General features: G+C 67.3%; 17 protein-coding genes. 12 read left to right on the top strand and 5 right to left on the bottom strand.

Annotated features, from left to right (window positions below; translation table 11 throughout):
- Nucleotides 1–3 precede the first annotated feature (3 nt).
- The gene (locus tag ASPHE3_RS03120) at nucleotides 4–1,593 is read left to right on the top strand and encodes an ABC transporter permease (RefSeq protein WP_013599780.1); all 1,590 of its coding nucleotides are present in this window, start codon (nucleotides 4–6) and stop codon (nucleotides 1,591–1,593) included.
- The gene (locus tag ASPHE3_RS03115) at nucleotides 1,590–2,762 is read left to right on the top strand and encodes an ABC transporter ATP-binding protein (RefSeq protein WP_049786021.1); all 1,173 of its coding nucleotides are present in this window, start codon (nucleotides 1,590–1,592) and stop codon (nucleotides 2,760–2,762) included. Before ASPHE3_RS03120 ends, ASPHE3_RS03115 begins: the two co-directional genes overlap by 4 nt.
- A 30-nt stretch (nucleotides 2,763–2,792) precedes the next feature.
- On the opposite strand, the gene ASPHE3_RS03110 is transcribed toward ASPHE3_RS03115, so the two are convergent.
- Both ASPHE3_RS03110 and ASPHE3_RS03105 read right to left on the bottom strand, forming a co-directional pair.
- Nucleotides 2,793–4,793 (bottom strand): glycoside hydrolase family 32 protein, encoded by a 2,001-nt coding sequence (locus ASPHE3_RS03110; protein ID WP_013599778.1) that lies wholly within the window; start codon nucleotides 4,791–4,793, stop codon nucleotides 2,793–2,795.
- Nucleotides 4,794–4,938: 145 nt separating this feature from the next.
- Nucleotides 4,939–5,541, bottom strand: coding sequence for a YdeI/OmpD-associated family protein (locus tag ASPHE3_RS03105; RefSeq protein ID WP_013599777.1), 603 nt, complete (start codon nucleotides 5,539–5,541; stop codon nucleotides 4,939–4,941).
- Between the two features lie 96 nt (nucleotides 5,542–5,637).
- On the opposite strand from ASPHE3_RS03105, the gene ASPHE3_RS03100 reads away from it, so the two are divergent.
- From ASPHE3_RS03100 to ASPHE3_RS03075, 6 genes are all read left to right on the top strand, one after another.
- Nucleotides 5,638–6,369: a VOC family protein gene (locus tag ASPHE3_RS03100; protein ID WP_013599776.1), complete on the top strand. Its 732-nt coding sequence runs from the start codon at nucleotides 5,638–5,640 to the stop codon at nucleotides 6,367–6,369.
- Nucleotides 6,370–6,444: 75 nt separating this feature from the next.
- Nucleotides 6,445–6,984: an NUDIX hydrolase family protein gene (locus ASPHE3_RS03095; RefSeq protein ID WP_013599775.1), complete on the top strand. Its 540-nt coding sequence runs from the start codon at nucleotides 6,445–6,447 to the stop codon at nucleotides 6,982–6,984.
- 88 nt (nucleotides 6,985–7,072) lie between these two features.
- Nucleotides 7,073–8,092 carry a DUF6707 family protein gene (locus ASPHE3_RS03090; RefSeq protein WP_013599774.1) on the top strand — a complete coding sequence of 340 codons (1,020 nt, stop codon included), beginning with the start codon at nucleotides 7,073–7,075 and terminating at the stop codon, nucleotides 8,090–8,092.
- An 82-nt stretch (nucleotides 8,093–8,174) separates the two neighbouring features.
- Nucleotides 8,175–8,903, top strand: coding sequence for an SRPBCC family protein (locus ASPHE3_RS03085; RefSeq protein ID WP_041651931.1), 729 nt, complete (start codon nucleotides 8,175–8,177; stop codon nucleotides 8,901–8,903).
- 33 nt (nucleotides 8,904–8,936) lie between these two features.
- Nucleotides 8,937–10,241 (top strand): tRNA guanosine(34) transglycosylase Tgt, encoded by a 1,305-nt coding sequence (tgt, locus tag ASPHE3_RS03080; RefSeq protein WP_013599772.1) that lies wholly within the window; start codon nucleotides 8,937–8,939, stop codon nucleotides 10,239–10,241.
- 42 nt (nucleotides 10,242–10,283) lie between these two features.
- Entirely contained in the window at nucleotides 10,284–11,033 is a 750-nt protein-coding gene (locus ASPHE3_RS03075; protein ID WP_013599771.1) for a dienelactone hydrolase family protein, read from the top strand.
- Between the two features lie 72 nt (nucleotides 11,034–11,105).
- On the opposite strand, the gene ASPHE3_RS03070 is transcribed toward ASPHE3_RS03075, so the two are convergent.
- A complete protein-coding gene (locus ASPHE3_RS03070; protein WP_013599770.1) occupies nucleotides 11,106–11,849 on the bottom strand; it encodes a queuosine precursor transporter in 744 nt (247 codons plus the stop codon).
- 187 nt (nucleotides 11,850–12,036) lie between these two features.
- On the opposite strand from ASPHE3_RS03070, the gene ASPHE3_RS03065 reads away from it, so the two are divergent.
- From ASPHE3_RS03065 to ASPHE3_RS03050, 4 genes are all read left to right on the top strand, one after another.
- Complete coding sequence (locus ASPHE3_RS03065) at nucleotides 12,037–12,693, top strand: TetR/AcrR family transcriptional regulator (RefSeq protein WP_013599769.1); 657 nt, start codon at nucleotides 12,037–12,039, stop codon at nucleotides 12,691–12,693.
- Nucleotides 12,694–12,727: 34 nt separating this feature from the next.
- Nucleotides 12,728–13,657, top strand: a complete 930-nt coding sequence (locus ASPHE3_RS03060; RefSeq protein WP_041651929.1) for a TIGR01777 family oxidoreductase — start codon at nucleotides 12,728–12,730, stop codon at nucleotides 13,655–13,657.
- Nucleotides 13,654–14,124 (top strand): hypothetical protein, encoded by a 471-nt coding sequence (locus tag ASPHE3_RS03055; protein WP_013599767.1) that lies wholly within the window; start codon nucleotides 13,654–13,656, stop codon nucleotides 14,122–14,124. The genes ASPHE3_RS03060 and ASPHE3_RS03055 overlap by 4 nt, the downstream gene beginning before the upstream one ends.
- A gap of 75 nt (nucleotides 14,125–14,199) precedes the next feature.
- Complete coding sequence (locus ASPHE3_RS03050; RefSeq protein ID WP_013599766.1) at nucleotides 14,200–15,072, top strand: hydroxymethylpyrimidine/phosphomethylpyrimidine kinase; 873 nt, start codon at nucleotides 14,200–14,202, stop codon at nucleotides 15,070–15,072.
- 156 nt (nucleotides 15,073–15,228) lie between these two features.
- On the opposite strand, the gene ASPHE3_RS03045 is transcribed toward ASPHE3_RS03050, so the two are convergent.
- Together ASPHE3_RS03045 and ASPHE3_RS03040 are read right to left on the bottom strand one after the other, a co-directional pair.
- On the bottom strand, nucleotides 15,229–16,506 hold the full coding sequence (locus ASPHE3_RS03045) for a serpin family protein (RefSeq protein WP_013599765.1): 1,278 nt from the start codon (nucleotides 16,504–16,506) through the stop codon (nucleotides 15,229–15,231).
- A 358-nt stretch (nucleotides 16,507–16,864) separates the two neighbouring features.
- Nucleotides 16,865–18,271 carry an MFS transporter gene (locus ASPHE3_RS03040; protein ID WP_013599764.1) on the bottom strand — a complete coding sequence of 469 codons (1,407 nt, stop codon included), beginning with the start codon at nucleotides 18,269–18,271 and terminating at the stop codon, nucleotides 16,865–16,867.
- Nucleotides 18,272–18,612: the final 341 nt, after the last annotated feature.

Below are 18,612 nucleotides of genomic sequence, written 5' to 3'. Positions count from 1 at the left end.
TTCGTGACCTCCGAACTATCGGCTCCCCCTCGGGGGAGCACGACGACGGCGGGCCGGGGCAGCAGCCCCCGCCCGCCTTTCGGCGTTTCCGCAGTGTCCGCGCTGGCGGTGCTGATCGCCCTGTTTTCACTCGTACCGCTGGGTTACGTGGTGTACATGACCGTGGCAACCGGCTGGGACACCGCCGTCGAACTCATTTTCCGGCCACGCGTGGCCGAACTGCTGCTGAACACCCTCCTGTTGATGGCGTTCACCGTGCCGCTGTGCCTGGTCCTGGGCGTGGCGGGGGCCTGGCTGGTGGAGCGCACAACACTGCGCGGGGCCAAAATCTGGGCAGTGCTGCTGGCTGCGCCGCTGGCCATCCCGGCGTTCGTCAACAGCTACGCGTGGGTCTCGGCGATCCCTTCCCTCGGCGGGCTGGGCTCGGGTGTCCTGATCGCCACGCTGTCCTACTTCCCGCTGGTCTACATTCCCGCGGCCGCCGCGCTCAGCCGCCTGGACCCCGCCATCGAGCAGTCCGCAGGCGCACTGGGCCTGGGCGCCTGGCGGACGTTCTTCCGAGTGGTCCTGCCGCAGCTCCGGATTGCCATGACCGGCGGCGCACTCCTGGTTGCCCTGCACCTGCTGGCGGAGTACGGGGCCTTCGCCATGATCCGGTTCGATACCTTCACCACGGCGATCATGGTGCAGTACCAGTCCACGTTCAACGGCGCCGCAGGGAACATGCTGGCCAGCGTGCTGGTGTTCTTCTGCCTCCTCCTGCTGCTGGCCGAAGTCCGGAGCCGCGGCACCGCCCGCTACGCGCGCATCGGCCCCGGCGCCCAGGCCAAGGCCCTGCGCCTGCCGCTGCATGCCTACCAGTTCCCTGCCCAGCTGTTCCTGCTGGCCCTCACGGCCCTGGCGTTCGGCGTGCCCCTGTTCTTTGTGCTGCGCTGGGTGCTTTCCGGCGGAGCGGCCGTCTGGTCAGCCGACGAGTTCGTGCCGGCGCTTCTGACCACCCTCGGCTACGGGCTGGCGGGGGCGGCGGCCACCACGGTGGTTGCCTTCCCCATGGCCTACCTGGCCGTCCGCCATCCCGGCTGGTTCAGCAAGTCGCTGGAGCTCTCCAACTACATCACCAGCTCCCTGCCGGGCATCGTGGTGGGACTGGCGTTCGTCACGGTGAGCATCCGGGTGGTTCCAGGGGTTTACCAGACAGCGGGGGTGCTGGTGGCCGCCTACGTCCTGCTGTTCCTGCCCCGCGCCCTGGTCAGCCTGCGTGCCGGCCTGGCGCAGGCGCCCAAGGAACTTGACGAGGCCGCCCAGGCGCTGGGCAAACCGCCGCTTGTGTCCTTCATCCGCGTGACCCTGAGGCTCACCGCGCCGGCGGCCGCGGGAGGTGCCGCGCTGGTGTTCCTTGCCATCGCCAACGAGCTGACGGCCACCCTGCTGCTGTCCCCCAACGGGACGCGGACCCTTGCCACCGAGTTTTGGAGCAAGAGCAGTGAAATCGACTATGCCGGTGCCGCACCGTATGCCCTGCTGATGATCCTGCTCTCCGCGCCCATGACGTACCTCCTCTTCCAGCAGTCCAAGAAAGTAGCCGGACAGTGACAGAACAAGCCCCTTCGCGGGTGCCGGAGCCGCGGGTCGCCCCCTCGGTTGCCACCACCACCAACAGCCATCTCGAGATCACGGACGTGACCAAGAACTTTGGCAGCCAGGCGGTCCTGAAGGGCGTCAACCTCTCCGTCGCCAAAGGCGGAACAACGGCCATCGTGGGCCCCTCCGGATCGGGAAAGACCACCCTGCTGCGGCTGATCGCCGGGTTCGAGCACCCGGACACGGGCAGTATCTCCCTGAACGGTGCCAAGGTGGCGGGCGACGGCGTGTGGGTCCCTGCGCACAAACGCCACATCGGGTATGTGGCCCAGGACGGAGCACTGTTCCCGCACCTGAGCGTTGGGCAGAATGTCGCCTTCGGGCTGGACGCGGACCGGCTTCCGGGCGGCCGCGCCGCTGTGGCTGCCAGGGTCAGCGAACTTCTGGAGATGGTGTCCCTGGACCCGGCCATGGCCAAGCGCCGCCCGCACCAGCTTTCCGGCGGTCAGCAGCAGCGGGTGGCCCTGGCCCGGGCACTGGCCCGGGAGCCCGAACTGATGCTCCTGGACGAGCCTTTTTCAGCGCTCGACGCCGGGCTGCGCGTGGCTACCCGCCGCGCCGTGGCGAAGGTCCTGAACGAGGCCGGGGTCACCACCATCCTGGTCACCCACGACCAGGCCGAGGCCTTGTCCTTCGCGGACCAGGTTGCGGTGATGCGCGGCGGCAAGCTTGCCCAGATCGGCAACCCGTTCGTGGTGTACACCCGGCCCGCGGACCGGGCCACGGCCGAGTTCCTCGGCGACGCCGTCATTCTCGATGCCTGGTTGGAAGGATCGCTGGCCACGTGCTCCCTGGGCGCCATTCCCGTGCGCAGGCCGCCGGCGCAGGGCCGGGTGCAGCTGATGCTGCGGCCGGAGCAGATCCGGATTGCCGAGGGCAGCAACATCCGCGGAGTGGTGGTGGACACGGACTACTTCGGTCCAGAGACCACCGTGCGGCTGAAGCTCTCGGTGCCGCCGCAACTGGCCGCCATCCCCGACCACCGCTACCCCGGCGGGGGCGAGATCATCACTATCCGGCACTGGAACGCCTCCATCGCCCGGCCCGGCATGGAGCTGTGCCTGCGGGTGGTGGGCGAAGGCGTGGCCTTCCCACTCGAACCCGACTCAATCGAGTCCTGATCAATCCAGCCCCCATCAATCGAGGCCTGATCAGCGGATGCCCGCAAGCGGTGTAACGGCACCGCCCCTCACGGTCACCGCGCCGCCCGCCGCCGTCAGCGCCGCTCCCCTGTCGCCCGGCGGCGGGAACAGGAGCGACGTGAGTGTTTCGTTGCCGCCGGCGGGAAAGACCTCCACCGATGACCTGTCCACGTAGGCAGTCAGGCGCACAGTATCCCCGCTGGTCCTGGCCTCCGCGGCACGGACCTTACGGTATTCACCCACCCGCTGTTCCGCCTGGCCTTTGTCGCTGCCGGCTTCCAGGCCGGCCCGCGAGACGCCCGCGGCAACATCGTCGCCGTCCCTGGCCACGAAGGCCTTCCCGGTGGCGAAGTCGTAACCCAGCGTGGCGTAGGCCTTCCCGCCGCTTTCAAGGAGGACGCGGGCTTCACCGGTCCCGGATGCCGGCTTCTCCAGTTCAAGGTCCAGCTTGAAAGCGCCGCTGGCGGGGACAGGCAGGGCGGAGCTGGCACCCTCCGTGACTGTGCCTGGCGCAACCTGTTCCGGGCTGCCTTCCAGGGACTTTAGTGCCGGGGTGGGCTGGGAAACCAAAGCCGGCCGGCCGCCGTCGGACACCAGCCGGATGTCACGCACCACGGAGGCCGCCCCGAACCACCCGTCAGTGGGCAACTGCCGGGCGTAGGCCCAGTTGTTCATCCAGCCGATGGCATGCCGGGAAGCCTTCCGCTGGCCGTCCGTCAGGCGGGGGTCGTCCCAGGTGACGGCGGCGTAGAAGTCTGAGCCGCCGTCGAGCCACTGGTGCTCCTGGGACGAAGGCGTGAAGCCCTTGCCATCCCAGCCGCCGGTCCAGTAGGCCAGGCCGGTGGTGCGGCCTTCGGCGGTTCCGTTGGCACTGGCTGCCAGCACCCAGGTCCGTTTGGCGGGGTCGCCGTCCACGTCAAGCTGGAAAAAGTCGGGGCACTCAAGGATCCCCAGCCCGTCACGTTCGAACGCGGACACGTACGTCCACTCCTTGAGGTCGGGGGACGTGTAGAAACCGATCTTGTGGCCTTCGGCGAGCAGCATCAGCCATTGGTTGTTGGCCTCGTCCCGCACGATCCGGGGATCGCGCCAGTGCTCCGCTCCGGGGTTCTCCATCACCGGATTCTGTTCATGGTTCCGGAAGCTGTAGCCGTTGTCCGTGGAGTAGAACAGGGACTGCCGCTGGACGCCGTCATGCTGCTGGGTAAGGACCGCGATCACCGCACCCTTGCCGAAACCGGCGGTTCCTTCCGTGTCCACCACAGCGGTCCCGGTCTCGATATCGCCGAGCCCGTTCCGGAACTTCCCGATTGCCACGCCCTCGTTCTTCCAGTGGACCAGGTCCGTGCTGGTGGCGTGGAACCACTCGGTGCCGTTCCCTTCCGGATAGTCGGCGTTGTACAGGTAGTAGTAGTGCCACTTCCCGTCCAGGAAGAACGGGCGCTGCGGATCGTTCATCCACCGCTGGTCGGGCGTGAGATGGTAGGCCGGGCGGTACTCCCCCGCAGGCGGCTCCAGGCTTCCGACAGGAGGCTGCGGCCACGTCCGCTGCACGCCAAGGTCCGCGAGCAGGGCATCGCGCGCTTCGGTGCTGATGCAGTCCGGGAGGCGCACGGCTGCGGTATCTTCAACAGTCCCGCCGGCCGCGCTGCTCCGCAGGAAGACCTGGCCTTCCACCCGGACGCCGGCCAGCCATCCCGTGCCGCACTCGATGCTGCGGACGTCCTCGGCACCTTCCGCCGCCACTTCCTTGCCGCGCTCGGCCAGCGTCCTGTCATTGCCCTTGAGCCACAGTGACGCGTACTGGCCGTTGCCTTCCCTGGCTGCTGCCTGGGCGGACGCCACACCGTCAAGGACCCTGCCGGCAACGGCGGCAGCATCCTGCCGGACCGTGCCGGCGAGCAGCAGGGAAACCACCAGGACCAGGGAAGCGGCCACCGCGGCAAGCAACCAAGGGACGGGCCGGCGTTTGAGGACAGGAAGTGCAGTTCCGAGGAGATTCCGGGGCATCGTTTTTTCAATCCGTCGCTGAACGCACAAGTGCCGCTCCCCCAGCAGGGGAACGGCACCAGCGCAATTGAACCGTCAATCCTACCGGCCTGCAGACGGCCGGCCAATCGGACGCAACAGTCCGCGTAATGCCAGTCCCGAACGCCTACGGGGCATCCCCCGGGCGCTTCTTCTGCGGAAAGGGCGCCTCACCCCGGGCCAGCATCTCCACGAATCCGGCGATCCGCCGCTCCCGGGTGGCGGGCTGCACTGCCGAATTGACCCGGTAGATGAGGGCGTACCGGTTGGTCTTGGTGAGGACGTCGAACATCGCCTGCGCCTCCGGGACAGCAGCGATGGCTGCTGCCAGGTCTGCCGGAAGTTCAGCCACGGCCTGCCCGCCGTACGCATTGTCCCACCGGCCGTCAGCCTTCGCTTCATTGACGGCGGCCCATCCGGCCTCGGTCATCCTGCCTTCGGCGTCCAGCCGTGCCACGTTGCTGACGTTCCTCGCCGACCACGGGCTCCTGCGCCTGCGCGGCGTCATCCGCTGGAGCGAGGTGTGCTCGTCGCGGCGCCGCATCTGGCCGTCGATCCAGCCGAAGCACAGTGCCTCGTCCAGCGCCGCCTTGTAGTCCAGTTCCGTGACGTTGCCGCCCTTCTTGTGCAGGACCAGCCACACCCCCGGGCTGGTGTTGTGGTGTTCCGCCAGCCACGTACGCCACGCGGCGGCGTCCGGCAGCAGCAGTTCCTCGAGTTCAGTGGCCATGGCCCCTATTCTGCTCCTGCCGCTCCGCCCCACAAGGGACCTGCCCGTGGCATCATGGCCATACCTTCCGTGGATACGAGAACTAAGGACAGTCCCATGCTCCGTGTGCGCCCCGTTCATTTCACCTCCCGCCCCGACACCTGGGACCGGCTCCTTACCGCCCTGGGCATGGTCCGCACCGAGGACGACGGCGACTGGCAGGTTTTCGACGCCGGCTCGGGCCGCCTGGCCCTCCACGCCGTCCCCGGGGGAGCCGCGGAGGACGGCACCACCGCGATGGCAGTGGAGGTGGGCGACCTGGCCGAATTCGCCCGGCGCACCAACCTGGCCGCAGACGAGGACGGGACTGCGCCTGCGGAACTGGTTGACGTCGACCATGGCCAGGCCTGCAGGATCACGGCCCCGGACGGCTTCACCTTCCTGGCGGACAAGGCGGCCCACTTCGCCCAGTGTGCCGACGCCGATCCCGCGCTGGCCGTCGTCGGCGTCTGGTTCACGCCGGATGCCGGCTCGGCCGCCCGCACCCTGCAGCACCTGGGCGCCCGGCCGCGCCCGGTCCCGGACCAGGACGACACCGCGGACTTCACAGCCAAGAACGGCGGGGTACTGATGGTCCGCCCGGCCTTGGGATCGCCGCGCTCCGGCCTGGGCTTTGAGTACGACGGCGCCCTGGAACCGCTGCAGGAAAGGCTTGCCGCCGCTGGTTTCCAGGTCAGCGTCACGGAGGAAGCCTTCGCCCGCACGCTTCACGTGGCCAACCCGGATGCTGGGGCAGGGGCCGCCGAGCACGTGCCGGGCACCCTTTGGATCTCCGGGCGCCACGGCTGACCGGCCCGGCCGACGCATTCCGCCGGGAGCGGAGCATCACCCGCCCCGCAGGGTCCCATGGGGTAGAACTTAACCATGAACGTGCGCACACCTGACCCGAATCCCGGCTGGCTCTCCGAAGAAGACCTCTTTGAGGCACGCGGGCGGCTGCCCATGGTGTACGTGGAAGCAGTTCCGGTCAGGCTGGACCCATTGGGGTTCGTGAACGAGGTAGGAACCCTGCTGCAGGCGGACGAGGACGGGACCATGGTCCGCTCGCTCGTGTCGGGCCGCGTCATCTACCGCGAAACCATCCGTGCCGCCCTGCTGCGGCACATGGAAAAGGACCTGGGACCGCTGGCGTTCCCCCAGCTGCCCATCAGTCCCGTCCCCTTCACGGTGGCGGAATACTTCCCCGCACCGTCCCAGACAGGCTTCACCGACGACAGGCAACACGCCGTCTCGCTTGCCTACGTCATCCCGGTCACCGGCGAGTGCGAGCCGCGCCAGGATGCCCTGGAGCTGACATGGATGACCCCCGAGGAAGTCCTCAGCCCGGGCGTCCAGATGGAGTTTTCGGGCGGCCGCGGCGGCCTCATCCGCCAGGCGCTGTCCTACGCCGGCGTGGGCTTCTGACGCCGCCGCTGCAACCTGGGGGTCCCCGATTTCCGGTGCCCGCCTTTGTAGACTGTAGGGCGGACCGCAAGAGAACTTAAGGACTCCCATGACCGAAACACCAGCCGCCCGGCCCCATCGTGAACAGCAGGCTGGATCCCTGGGTACCGGCACCCACATCGTCCTGCCCGACGGCGCGCGGACGGCCGAGATACACCAGGTCGAGCTTGAGCGGGACGATTATGGAGCGCCCGCACTGGTGCTTGCCAGCCTCTCCGGGGGCGGCACCCTGCGCATCGCCGTGGGCACTGCGGTGAAGGTTGTGGACGGAACGCCCGACGCCGCCACGCAGCTTCCGCCGGCAGCAGGCCTCCCTGCCCCGGCAGCGGGAGATGCGGGGCAGGCACAGGCCCAGCAGCCCGGCGAAGAGCCCGCGCCCGGTGCTGCCGCGCCCGCCGTCGTCGTACCTCCCCTCCCTCCGGTCCCGCCGGCGGTGAGCGGACCCAGCGAGGAGGACCTTGCGCTGATTCCCGGGCCCGAGGGAACGCCTGAATCGGTGGTGGAGGCTGCCGCGGAAGCCCACCCGGATGCCATGGGAGTCCTGCTGCTGGCCGACCGGCTGGCCAAGGGGGTCAACTTCAAGTCGGGCAGCTGCCTGAAGGACCTGAGCGATCTGGCCCACGAACTGTTCATCACGCTCAAGGACGCGGACGGTGCCCTGGCCGTGGCAGACCTGCTCAACGTCCTGCCCTTCGACGGGAACCCGGGCCGGTGGGCCTCGGTGGAGGCGTCCCTGGCCCTGTCCAGCTACATTTGCCGGCAGGACGGCCAGGCGGAGCGGGCAGAGGTGTACGAAAAGCTGATCCGGACGCCGGAAAACCAGGAAACAGATCCTTTCAAGGCCAGGATGGCGGCCAAGGTCCGCCAGCGCTCGCTCAACGAGCCCAACCTGTATGACAAGGAAATCTTCCGCTCCATCGACAACTCCAACCACGACGCGGAGCGGGAATGGCGCCTGCTCCGGCTGGAATCCCTGCTCTTCCTGCGCGCGCACGGCGGTTCGGAAACCATCGGCATGGGCGAACTGGAGCGCCGCATCAGCAACGAGCTCGAGGCCGTCCGCGCCTAGGGCTGCCCCTGCCCGGGCCCCGCGTCCACCAGGGGCAAATTACCCCTACCCGCCGCCGGGCGGGAGTTGTACATTCGGGGCTATGACGAACAATCTGAGCGTAGTGATCAACGCCGATGCGCCGCAGGTCTGGACCATGCTGCGTGAACCGTCCAAGGTAGCCCAATGGCATGGCTGGCAGGCTGAGGACCTGGACGCAGAGATCAAGGAGATCTACTTCTCCGATGACGTTGTGGAGTCGCCGGACCATACAAGCCTCACCGTCCACGGCGGGGACACGTTCGAGCTTAAACCGGTGCCCAACGGAACCCAGGTCAGCGTGACGCGCGGCGCCCTGGACCACAATTCCGAGTGGGCCGCCTGGGACGAGGACATCACCCAGGGCTGGCTCACGTTCCTCCAGCAGCTCCGCTTCGCCCTGGAACGCCACCCGCACGGCAAGCGCCACACGCTGTTCCTGCACCTGACGGAAGGGCAGGGCTCCGCGATCGAGAAGCTGGGCCTGGCCAGCCTCCCGGAGCCGGGCGAGCCCTATCAGCTGACCCTGGGCACCGGCGAGGAGATCAGCGGGAAAGTCTGGTACCGGACCAGCCACCAGGTGGGCGTCACTGTCCACAGCTACGCGGAGCACGGCGAGGGACTCCTGGTGGTGGCCGACCATCCTGCCATCAAGGACGTACGCGCAGAAGGCGAGGGGTCCATGGTCATCGCTTCCACCTACGACCTCGGCGCCGGCCGGCTGGACGCCATCCGCTCGTCGTGGGACGCCTGGCGGGCTGAGAACTACCCCACATCGGAACCGATCAGCTGACGGACAGCCAGGGATAGCTGGCACACTGGTAGCGTGCCAGCCAACCCTGCCCCTGCCCTGCCCGCTGATCCTTCCGCCCGAGCTGACCAGTCACAGTTTTCCTTCACGGTGGGCACCCGGCTGGCCGAATCCTGCCCGCCGTCGTCCACGCAAACAGCGGAAAACGGCGGCCGGTTCCTGGGGCGCACCGGCACCATGTCAACTCCGCACGGGGACATCCGGACACCGGCGTTCATTGCCGTAGGGACCAAGGCCACCGTCAAGTCGGTGCTGCCGGAGTCCATGGCCGAACTGGGGGCGCAGGCGCTGCTGGCCAACGCCTACCACCTGTACCTGCAGCCCGGGGCGGACATCCTGGATGAGGCCGGCGGCCTGGGCGCCTTCATGAACTGGCCCGGGCCCACCTTCACCGATTCGGGCGGATTCCAGGTGATGAGCCTGGGCTCGGGGTTCAAGAAGGTCATCGACATGAAATCGGTGGATGCCTCGGGGCCGGATGACGCGGTGGCCCCCGGCAAGGAGCGCCTGGCCCACATTGACGACGACGGGGTGTGGTTCAAGAGCCACCTCAACGGCGACCGGCACAGGTTCTCCCCGGAGATCTCCATGCAGGTCCAGCACCAGATCGGGGCGGACATCATGTTCGCGTTCGACGAGCTGACCACGCTGCAGAACTCGCGCCGGTACCAGGAGGAGTCCCTGGAGCGCACGCGGCTGTGGGCCCTTCGCTGCCTCGAGGAGCATTTCCGGCTGACCTCGTCCCGGGTTGGCAAGCCGTACCAGGCCCTGTTCGGCGTGATCCAGGGCGCCCAGTACGAGGACCTGCGCCGGAAGGCATGCCGGGACCTGGGTGCCATGCCTTTTGACGGTTACGGGATCGGCGGCGCCCTGGAGAAGGAGAACCTTGGCACGATCGTCCGCTGGTGCAACGAGGAACTGCCCGAGGACAAGCCGCGCCACCTGCTGGGGATCTCGGAGCCGGACGACATCTTCACTGCCATCGAGAACGGAGCCGACACCTTCGACTGCGTCTCCCCCACCCGGGTGGCACGGAACTCGGCGTTCTACACGCCCCAGGGCCGCTTCAACCTCTCCGGCGCCAAGTACAAGCGCGACTTCGGCCCGCTCCAGGACGGATGTGACTGCTACGCCTGCGCCAACTACTCCCGCGCCTACATCCACCACCTCTTCAAGGCCAAGGAAATGCTCTCCGCCACGCTGATTTCCATCCACAACGAGCGGTTCGTGGTGAAGATGGTGGACGACGCCCGCCTCGCCATCGAGGACGGCACGTTCTTTGACTTCAAGGCCGAGACCCTGGGCCAGTACTACTCATAGCGGCAGAGCCGCCGTCGAAACCGGTTCCGGTATCCTGACCGGATGCTCATCAGAATTCCCGCCGCGGAAGGCACCGCCGAAGCCCTTGTGGCCCGCCCCTCCTCCGGCGACGGCCCTTTCCCCGGCGTCATTATGTACATGGACGCCTTCGGCCTGCGGCCCCGCATCCAGGAAATGGCCCAGCACGTGGCGGACTGGGGCTATGTGGTCCTGGCCCCGAACGTCTTCTACCGGGAGGGGACGGTTGCGGAACTTGCCCCGAAAGCGGACATGACCACCCCCGAGGGCAGGCAGGCGGCCGGGAGGCCGGCGTTCGCCCGGATCGGCCGGCTGACGGCGGAGCGGGCGCTGCGGGACATTGACGCGTGGGTGGCGGCCGTCGGTGCGCTGGACGGCGTCCAGCCGGGCCCCATTGGCACGGTGGGCTACTGCATGGGAGCCCGCCTCGCGATCAGGACTGCTACGGCCCACCCGGAAGTCGTGGCAGCATGCGGCGGATTCCACGGCGGCGGGCTGGCCACGGATGAGCCGGACAGCCCGCACCTGGGACTGGCCCGGGCCCGGGCGCAGTTCGTGTTCGGCCACGCCGACCGCGACCCCAGTATGGCTCCCGACGCCGTAGCCCGGCTGGGTGCTGCGCTGGAGGCTGCGGGACTCACGGCTTCCAACCAGGTGTACCCGGGGGCACCGCACGGCTACTCGATGGCGGACACCTCGGCGTTCAATCCCGAAGCCACGGAACGGCACTTCCGTGAGCTCCGCGCCCTGCTGGACGGTGCCCTCAAGGGCTGACGCGGCCACCCGGCGGGCACGCAGCGTTCCGGCGGTTTCGCCGCAGTTGGCGGGTACGACGCCGGGCGGCGGCTATGCGGCGTCCGTCACCGCAGCGTTCGGGGCCCCGTAGCTTGGTTCCCGTTTCTTCACCCAACGGATCACCAGGGTGGTAACCGGCACCAGGATGAACTCCACGAGGGTCTTGTACACGAAGCCCACCACCACGTAGTTCAGGAACGTGCCGAAGTCTCCGATTCCGATGACCGGGGCGGCAATGCTGCAGAAAATCAGCGTATCCACGAATTCCCCTGCCACCGAGGAACCCATGATCCGGGCCCACAGGGACTTTTCCCCGGAGCGGGCCTTCATGCGCACCAGGATCCACGAGTTGATGGTCTGTCCGGCCAGGAAGGCCAGCAGCGAAGCCAGCACGATCTGCGGCACCGGGCCCAGGGCACCCTCCAGGGCTGCCTGCTTGGACGTCCCGAACTCATCATCAAAGCCCGGGAGGGCGATGATCACCCAGTAGCACAGCGACGCGAAAACGGACAGCCCGAAAGTGGTGAAGATGGCCTTGCGCGCCACCTTGAAGCCGTACACCTCGCTGATGACGTCGCCCAGGATGTAGGCGAGCGGAAAGAGGAAGAAGCCGCCGTCCGTGATGATCGGTCCAATGGCAACACCCTTGGACGCACCGATGTTGGACAGGATCAGCACCACGGCCATGATGGCCAGCATGATTCCGAAATAGGGGGAACCGATCGAGGCGAAGCGTGCGCCTCCCGGCGTCGCAGGGGTGTGGGGCAGGGCGCTGTGGCCTGGAGCTGATGCCATGGGGGAAGTCCGTCCGTAGTGGTTCGCTCGGCCTCCGGGGAGCGGGAGGACCGGCTGTATTAGCACTGTCAGCCCATTCTCCCACTGCAGCGGAAAACCGCCGGCAGGCGCTGCCAGGGCCGGACGAACTGGCAAGGTCCAGTTGTGCCATACTTCTCCTGAACATGTTCAAATCCGGGGGGATTCAATGGCGGTCAAGAGTGAGCAGACCCGCCGGCTGGTAGCCGACGTTGCGCTGCGGATGTTCCGTGAGGTTGGCTTCGCCAAGACCACCATGAGGGCCATAGCCGCCGAGGCCGGCATCTCTGTGGGCAATGCCTACTACTACTTCGCCTCCAAGGATGACTTGGTGCAGGAGCTGTACCTGCAGATCCAGCAGGAGCACGCTGCCAAAGCCGCCGAGGCCATGGCGCACAGCTCTGACCTCGGAGGGCGACTGAAGGCGGTCCTGCACACAGGACTGGACGTGATGGGGCCCTATCACCGGTTCGGTGGCGATTTCCTGGCCACCGCAATCCGGCCCAGTTCCCCGGCCAACCCGTTCACTGCGGATTCCGCAGCCGCACGGGAGGCGTCGCAGGCAATCTTCCGGTCTGCACTCGATGGGGCACGCCCGCAGGCGCCCGCGAAGCTCCGTCCCGCCCTGCCTGAGTTGCTCTGGCTCGCATACATGGGCCTGACGCTTTTCTGGGTTTACGACGGCTCGGAAGAACAGCGGCGGAGCCGGAAACTCGTGGACGGGGCCGTCCCGCTGCTGGCCAGGGTCCTCTCGATGGCGCGGCTGCCAGGAGCCGGCAAACTCGTGGACGAGGCCCTCAGCCTGCGCAGGACCATCAATGACTAGTGCCGGCACAGCGGGCAACAACCGTGAAGGAACCATGGACAGGACGAGGACAGTGGTGCTGGCAGGGGCGTCCGGCTTCATCGGCACATACTTCCGTGCCCGCTTCCAAGCTGACGGCTGGACGGTGCGCAGCATTGGCCGGGGCAGCCGCAGGCGCAGCGCCGCAGCGGGCGAAGCGTGGGCGAACTGGGACGACGGCGCCGCCCTTACCCGGGTACTGGCCGGTGCCGAACTCCTCATCAACCTTGCCGGACGCTCCGTGTCCTGCCGCTACAACGCGCGCAACAAAGCCGCCATCCTCCACTCCAGGGTGGACACCACCGCGGCACTCGGCCGCGCTGTCGCACAATGCCGGCAGCCGCCGTCGACCTGGCTCAATGCCAGCACGGGCACGATCTACCGGGACGCCGTCGACCGTCCCCAGACTGAAAGCGACGGTGAACTGGGGAGTGGCTTCTCGGTGGAGGTGGCCCGGGCGTGGGAAGCGGCCCTGGATGCCGCCGCCACCCCCGGAACCCGGAAGATCCCGTTGCGGATCTCCATCGTGCTGGGCCGGGGCGGCGGAGCGCTGCGCCCCTTGAGTGTCCTGGCGCGGCTTGGGCTGGGCGGACGCATGGGCAGCGGCCGGCAAAGGTTCAGCTGGATCCATGTGGAGGATCTGTACCGGTGCGCCCGGTTCCTGCACACCAGGACGGACATCACCGGTCCCGTGAATGTTGCCTCCCCGGATGTAGTGTCCAACCGTGAACTGATGAGGCTGGTCCGGCGTGCACACCGCTCCCCTGCTGGCCTCCCCACGCCCGCCTGGCTGCTGCGCGCCGGCGCCGTGCTGATCCGGACCGAGCCGGAGCTGGTGCTGAAGAGCCGCTGGGTCCAGCCGCAGAAACTGCTGGACGCCGGATTCGTCTACAGCCAGCCGGAACTTGGCCGGGCCCTCCAGCAGATTGCCAGGGGCAGGGCGTGAGCCGGCCCCGCAGGGTGGTGCTGGGGACCGGTGCGCTGGCCCTGGCAACACTGGTCAGCCTGGTGTGCGCAGCGGCCGTGCTGGCATTCATGGTGCGGCACTGGTTCGGTTTCTGGCCCGCCCTGCTGATGACCGTGGGCTACGGCGCGCTGCCGGCGATAGTCCTGGCCTTCTGCCTGGGAGCACCCCTTGCCATCCTGCTCCAGCCGGTCCGCAACCAGTGGCTGCACGTGGCAGCCTTCGCGGGGCTGGGTGCTGCCCTGGGACTTGTCTTCGCGCTGATCGCAGCGGGCCCGGCACCGCGGCCGGATTACCTGCTGACCTTTGCTGCCGGCGCCGCTCTCACCGGCGGCTGCTCGCTGGCCCTTGGACGCCTGGCCGTGTGGCGGCTCGTACGCCTCAACCTGGCCGGCGAAGAGCAGGCCGGCGGGGACGGCGCCCCTGCCCTTGGTCCCGAGCACCGTTGACTTGAACACCGTTGGCCTGTCCCGGCTGTTCAGCACCACAAGGAAGCGTCCGACGGCGGATGGCAGGATAGTGCCATGACTTCCGTTTCCGTTGACGCACCCCAGCCCTTTGCCGCTCCGGCGGTAGTCCTCACCATTGCAGGTTCCGAAGCCACCGGCGGCGCAGGCGCCCAGGCGGACCTGAAGACTTTCCAGGAGCTGGGTGTGTTTGGCATCGCCAACCTCACCTGCATCGTCTCGTTCAACCCGAACGACAGCTGGAACCACCGCTTTGTCCCGGTGGATCAGCAGGTCATCGCGGACCAGCTGGAGGCAACGACGGCGGCCTATGGTCCCGCGCGGGACGGGGAGCCGCTGGACGGCAGGCCGGTGCTGGACACCGTCAAGATCGGTATGCTCGGCAGCCCGGCCACCATTGCCACCGTTGCCGGCGCCCTGGCGGACAACAGGTTCGGCAACGTGGTCCTGGATCCGGTCCTGATCTGCAAGGGCCAGGAGCCGGGGCACGCGCTGGACACCGATCAAGCCCTCAAGGCGCAGATCCTGCCGCTGGCCACCTTCGTCACGCCCAACCACTTCGAGGCCGAATCGCTGTCCGGCCTGGACATCACGGACGTTGAGTCCCTCAAGGCCGCCGCCGTCCGCATCCATGAGCTCAGCGGCGCCGCCGTGCTCGCCAAGGGCGGGGTGCGGCTGGAAGGCCCGGACGCCGTGGACGTCTTCTACGACGGCGAAACCATGGAAGTCCTGAGCGCCCCAAAGGTGGGCGAGGTGGCGGTGTCCGGCGCCGGCTGCTCGCTGGCCGCTGCCGTGACTGCCGAGCTCGCCAAGGGGGCGTCCCCGCTTGAGGCTGCGCGCACTGCCAAAGCTTTCGTAACCGCAGGCACCCGGAACCGCGTGGCGTCCGGTGCGCCGTTCGATGCCCTGTGGCAGGGCGGGATCCGCTAGCCCGCCACCCACCCCACCCCACCCCGGACGCTCTCTCACTTGATGTGCGTTTTTCCGGAACCCTCTTGCACCCGGTGCAAGAGGGTTCCGGCTTTTCCTGCATTAGCTGATGGAGCGTCTGAGGGCGGGGACGACGGCGGACGGTCCCGGACGTTCTCACCGGGGGTCGGCGACAGTTCCCATGAACAGCGGCAGCCCGGTTTCACCGTGCACGATCTGGTAGTGGAACGGCCGGTCGAACTCGATGGTCCGCTCGGGCTCCGGTGGAGCGCTGGTGGCCATTCCGTTGATCTGGGTCACCGCGGCGGCAATGGTCCCCTTCTCGGCCACCGTGATGTTGGCAGCCTGGGCGGCCTGGGTGATCATCATCTGCGGCTGGATGTTGTTGAAGTCCTCCGTGGTGCCGAGCATGTTCTCCAGTCCCAGCGCCTCGAAGACCTTGCGGAGGTTAAAGCTGGACCTGTGGTCCCAGCGCGGCAGCTGGATCCGGACTGACGCAGGCTGGGCCGCATCAAACGTGTCCGCGATTTCCGTCAGTTTCTCCGCTGCGAAGGCCGCAGGGGCGGGAGTGTCGGTGGAAGCAGCTGTGTCAGCTGCAGGGGAGGTCTCCGCGGGCAGGACCAGGCGCATGACGAAACCATCGGCATAGGGAAGATCCACGCCCTGCCAGCCCGCGCCTTCCGCATATTTCATCCTGAGTTCGTTGTGCATGGCCGGCACGTTGATTTCCTCGCCCGCCGCTGTGGTGAAGGGCAGGTCAGAGGTGGCGTTCGGATCGAAAGGTGTGCTCCAGGCAGAGGCGAAGTACAACGTGTTGAGCAGGCTGAAGGTGTTGTCGGGGTCGTACTCTGCCGGGGCTTCCTTGATCCTGCCGCCGGTATTCCTGTTCACCCAGGCATCGATGGCGGGCTTGGTTGTCCCCTCATCGCTGAAATCCACGGGATAAACGCCGGTTCCATAATGCCGTGCCAGGGTGTCCAGGAAGGCCTGCCCGGTAGGCACGTCATTGTCCACGAACAGCCCGTTGGCCGAGTGCATGACCGGCTTCCGCGGCGGGTTGTCCTCATCCACGGTGCCAGGGTCGCCGTCGAACTTTTCGAGGGAGCGGAGGACCGAGTTCATGGCCTCATCGCGCTTTTCAGCGGGAAATTGCAGGATGCTGTCCATCTCCGCCGCGGTCCCGCCGGTGGCACCTGCACGCAGCATGGCGAGGGCAATCAGGAAGCTCCCGGGCGAGGACACCACGTTCCCGTTGGCACCGTCGCCGCCGTCGGCCAGCAACGCTTCGCCGAGGACATACGTGGAAGCCCGGAAGGAGCGCAGTTCAGCGGCGTAGTCCGCACGGTCCACCGAGACCCGCTCGACGCCGTCGGCCGTGAGGAGCTCCGGCTCCGCCGGCGGCGGGGCTGGCGCTGCACACCCCGCCAGTCCCATCACGGCGCCCAACGCAATCAGACGCTGAAAACGAAACACCTCAGTTGCCTCCCCCGGCACGCTAAAACGGGAACCCGCCTCCTCCCAGTGAAACAGCGACGGCGGCGGGGGACCATGCCGGCGGGGTTACGCTTTGCACTCGATTTGGTCTCGCGCTCACGGGGGGGCCGCGCCGGACCGGACGCTCTCTCACTTAACGCTGGAAATCCCGGGACGCTCTCTCACTTTCCTGATGAGAGTGAGAGAGCGTCCCGGGATTTTCCGCAACAAGTGACAGAGCGTTCCGGCGCGGTGGCGGACGACGGCGGGTGGTCACCCGTCGTCGTCATCTCACCTGCCGAAGGTGCGCCCCCGGGTGCTAGACGCCCAGCAGGTCCTTGTCCTTGTCCTTGTCCTTGTCGCCGTCCTTGCGCTCCTGCACCCACGCATGGCCCTGCTCCTGGTCCAGGTGGGTTGCCTTCTTGTTCTTCAGCGCAAAGATGTACACCAGCAGCGAGAGGGCAATGGCCACGGTGACGTAAGTGAAGAACAGGTCAACCCGCTCGGCCTTCTGGAAGGCTGCGCCGATGAGCGGAACGGTCCCGCCGAACAGCGAGTTCGCAATCGCGTAACCCAGGCCGACTCCAAGGGCGCGGATGGAGGCCGGGAACAGTTCGGCCTTCACCAGGGCGTTGATGGAGGTGTAGCCGCCCACGATCACCAGGCCACTCATCATCAGCAGGAAGGCCGTGAAGGGGTCCTTGGTGTTGGACAGGGTGGAGAGCAGCGGCCAGGTGAACAGGACGCCGGTGATGCCGAACCACAGCAGCAGCGGCTTGCGGCCCACCTTGTCCGAAATCATGCCGTACACCGGCTGCAGGAGCATGAAGATGAACAGCGCCCAGAAGTTGATCACCGAGGTGTCGGTCTTGGCGATGCCGGAGGTATCGTTCATGAACTTCAGGATGAAGTTGGTGTAGGTGTAGAACGCCACGGTGCCGCCGAGGGTGACGCCGATGCAGACCAGCAGCGGCTTCCAGTACAGGGTGAACAGCAGCTTCATGGTGCCGGGCTGGGCAACTCCAATCCCGGCCGGGGTCTTTGCCGCCTGGACCTGCTCCTCCGAAACGGTCTCTTCCATTGAGCGCCGGAGCCAGAGGACCACAAGCGCCGCGACGCCGCCCAGGGCAAACGGAATCCGCCAGCCCCATTCCGTCAGGTCTTCCTTGGGCATGGCGTTCTGCAGGATCACCAGGACCAGCAGGGCCAGCATCTGGCCGCCGATCAGGGTGACGTACTGGAAGCTGGAGAAGAAGCCGCGTCGCCTGGACGTTGCGGCCTCTGACATGTAGGTGGCGCTGGTGCCGTACTCGCCGCCCACCGAGAAGCCCTGGACCAGGCGGATCAGGATCAGCAGGATCAGTGCCCAGACGCCCACCTGCTCGGTTGTGGGCAGGATGGCGATGGCGAACGACCCCGCGGACATCAGGGTCACGCTGAGGGTCAGCGCGGCCTTGCGGCCCTTGCGGTCCGCGTACCTGCCGAAGAACCAGGCGCCGATGGGCCGCATGAGGAACGACGTCGAGAAGACGGCCATCGCTTCCAGGCCCGCCTGGAGGTCGTCCTTGGAGTTGAAGAAGTGGGACTGAAAGTACGCGGCGAAGACCGTGTAGACGTACAGGTCGTACCACTCCACCAGGTTGCCGGCAGAGCCCTTGAGGATGTTGCTGACCGCCCGCCGGGTCTGGGCCGACTCACTCACAGCCGCCGTTTGCTGGGTGCTCATCGCTGAACCTTCCTTGGCTGCGCGGCCCCGGCTGTGCGCCCCGGCCTGACTTTCATGCTGTCCATGGCAGCATTGCTCATGGTTCCTCCTCGACGTTGAACGTCCCCTGGAAGCCTGGGGACCCCACTAAAGCTATTGGTGAGCCAGCGCACAGCCCAAGCGGAAACGGATTTCCTAACACTTCCTTAGGTTTTCCCCGGAGGTGGCGTGCCTCGCTAGTCCTGGCCGGCGGTGGCGTGCCGCGCTCCCGACCCCGCGGAAAACAGGCGGAAGGGGTAACCTCCAAAGGCAGGCAGGGGAAATCGCGTCCCTGGCTGCGGAAGCCGCCCAACGGAACAGGA

Source organism: Pseudarthrobacter phenanthrenivorans Sphe3 (assembly GCF_000189535.1).
Classification (GTDB): domain Bacteria; phylum Actinomycetota; class Actinomycetes; order Actinomycetales; family Micrococcaceae; genus Arthrobacter; species Arthrobacter phenanthrenivorans.
This window is presented reverse-complemented; position numbering and strand designations above follow the sequence as displayed.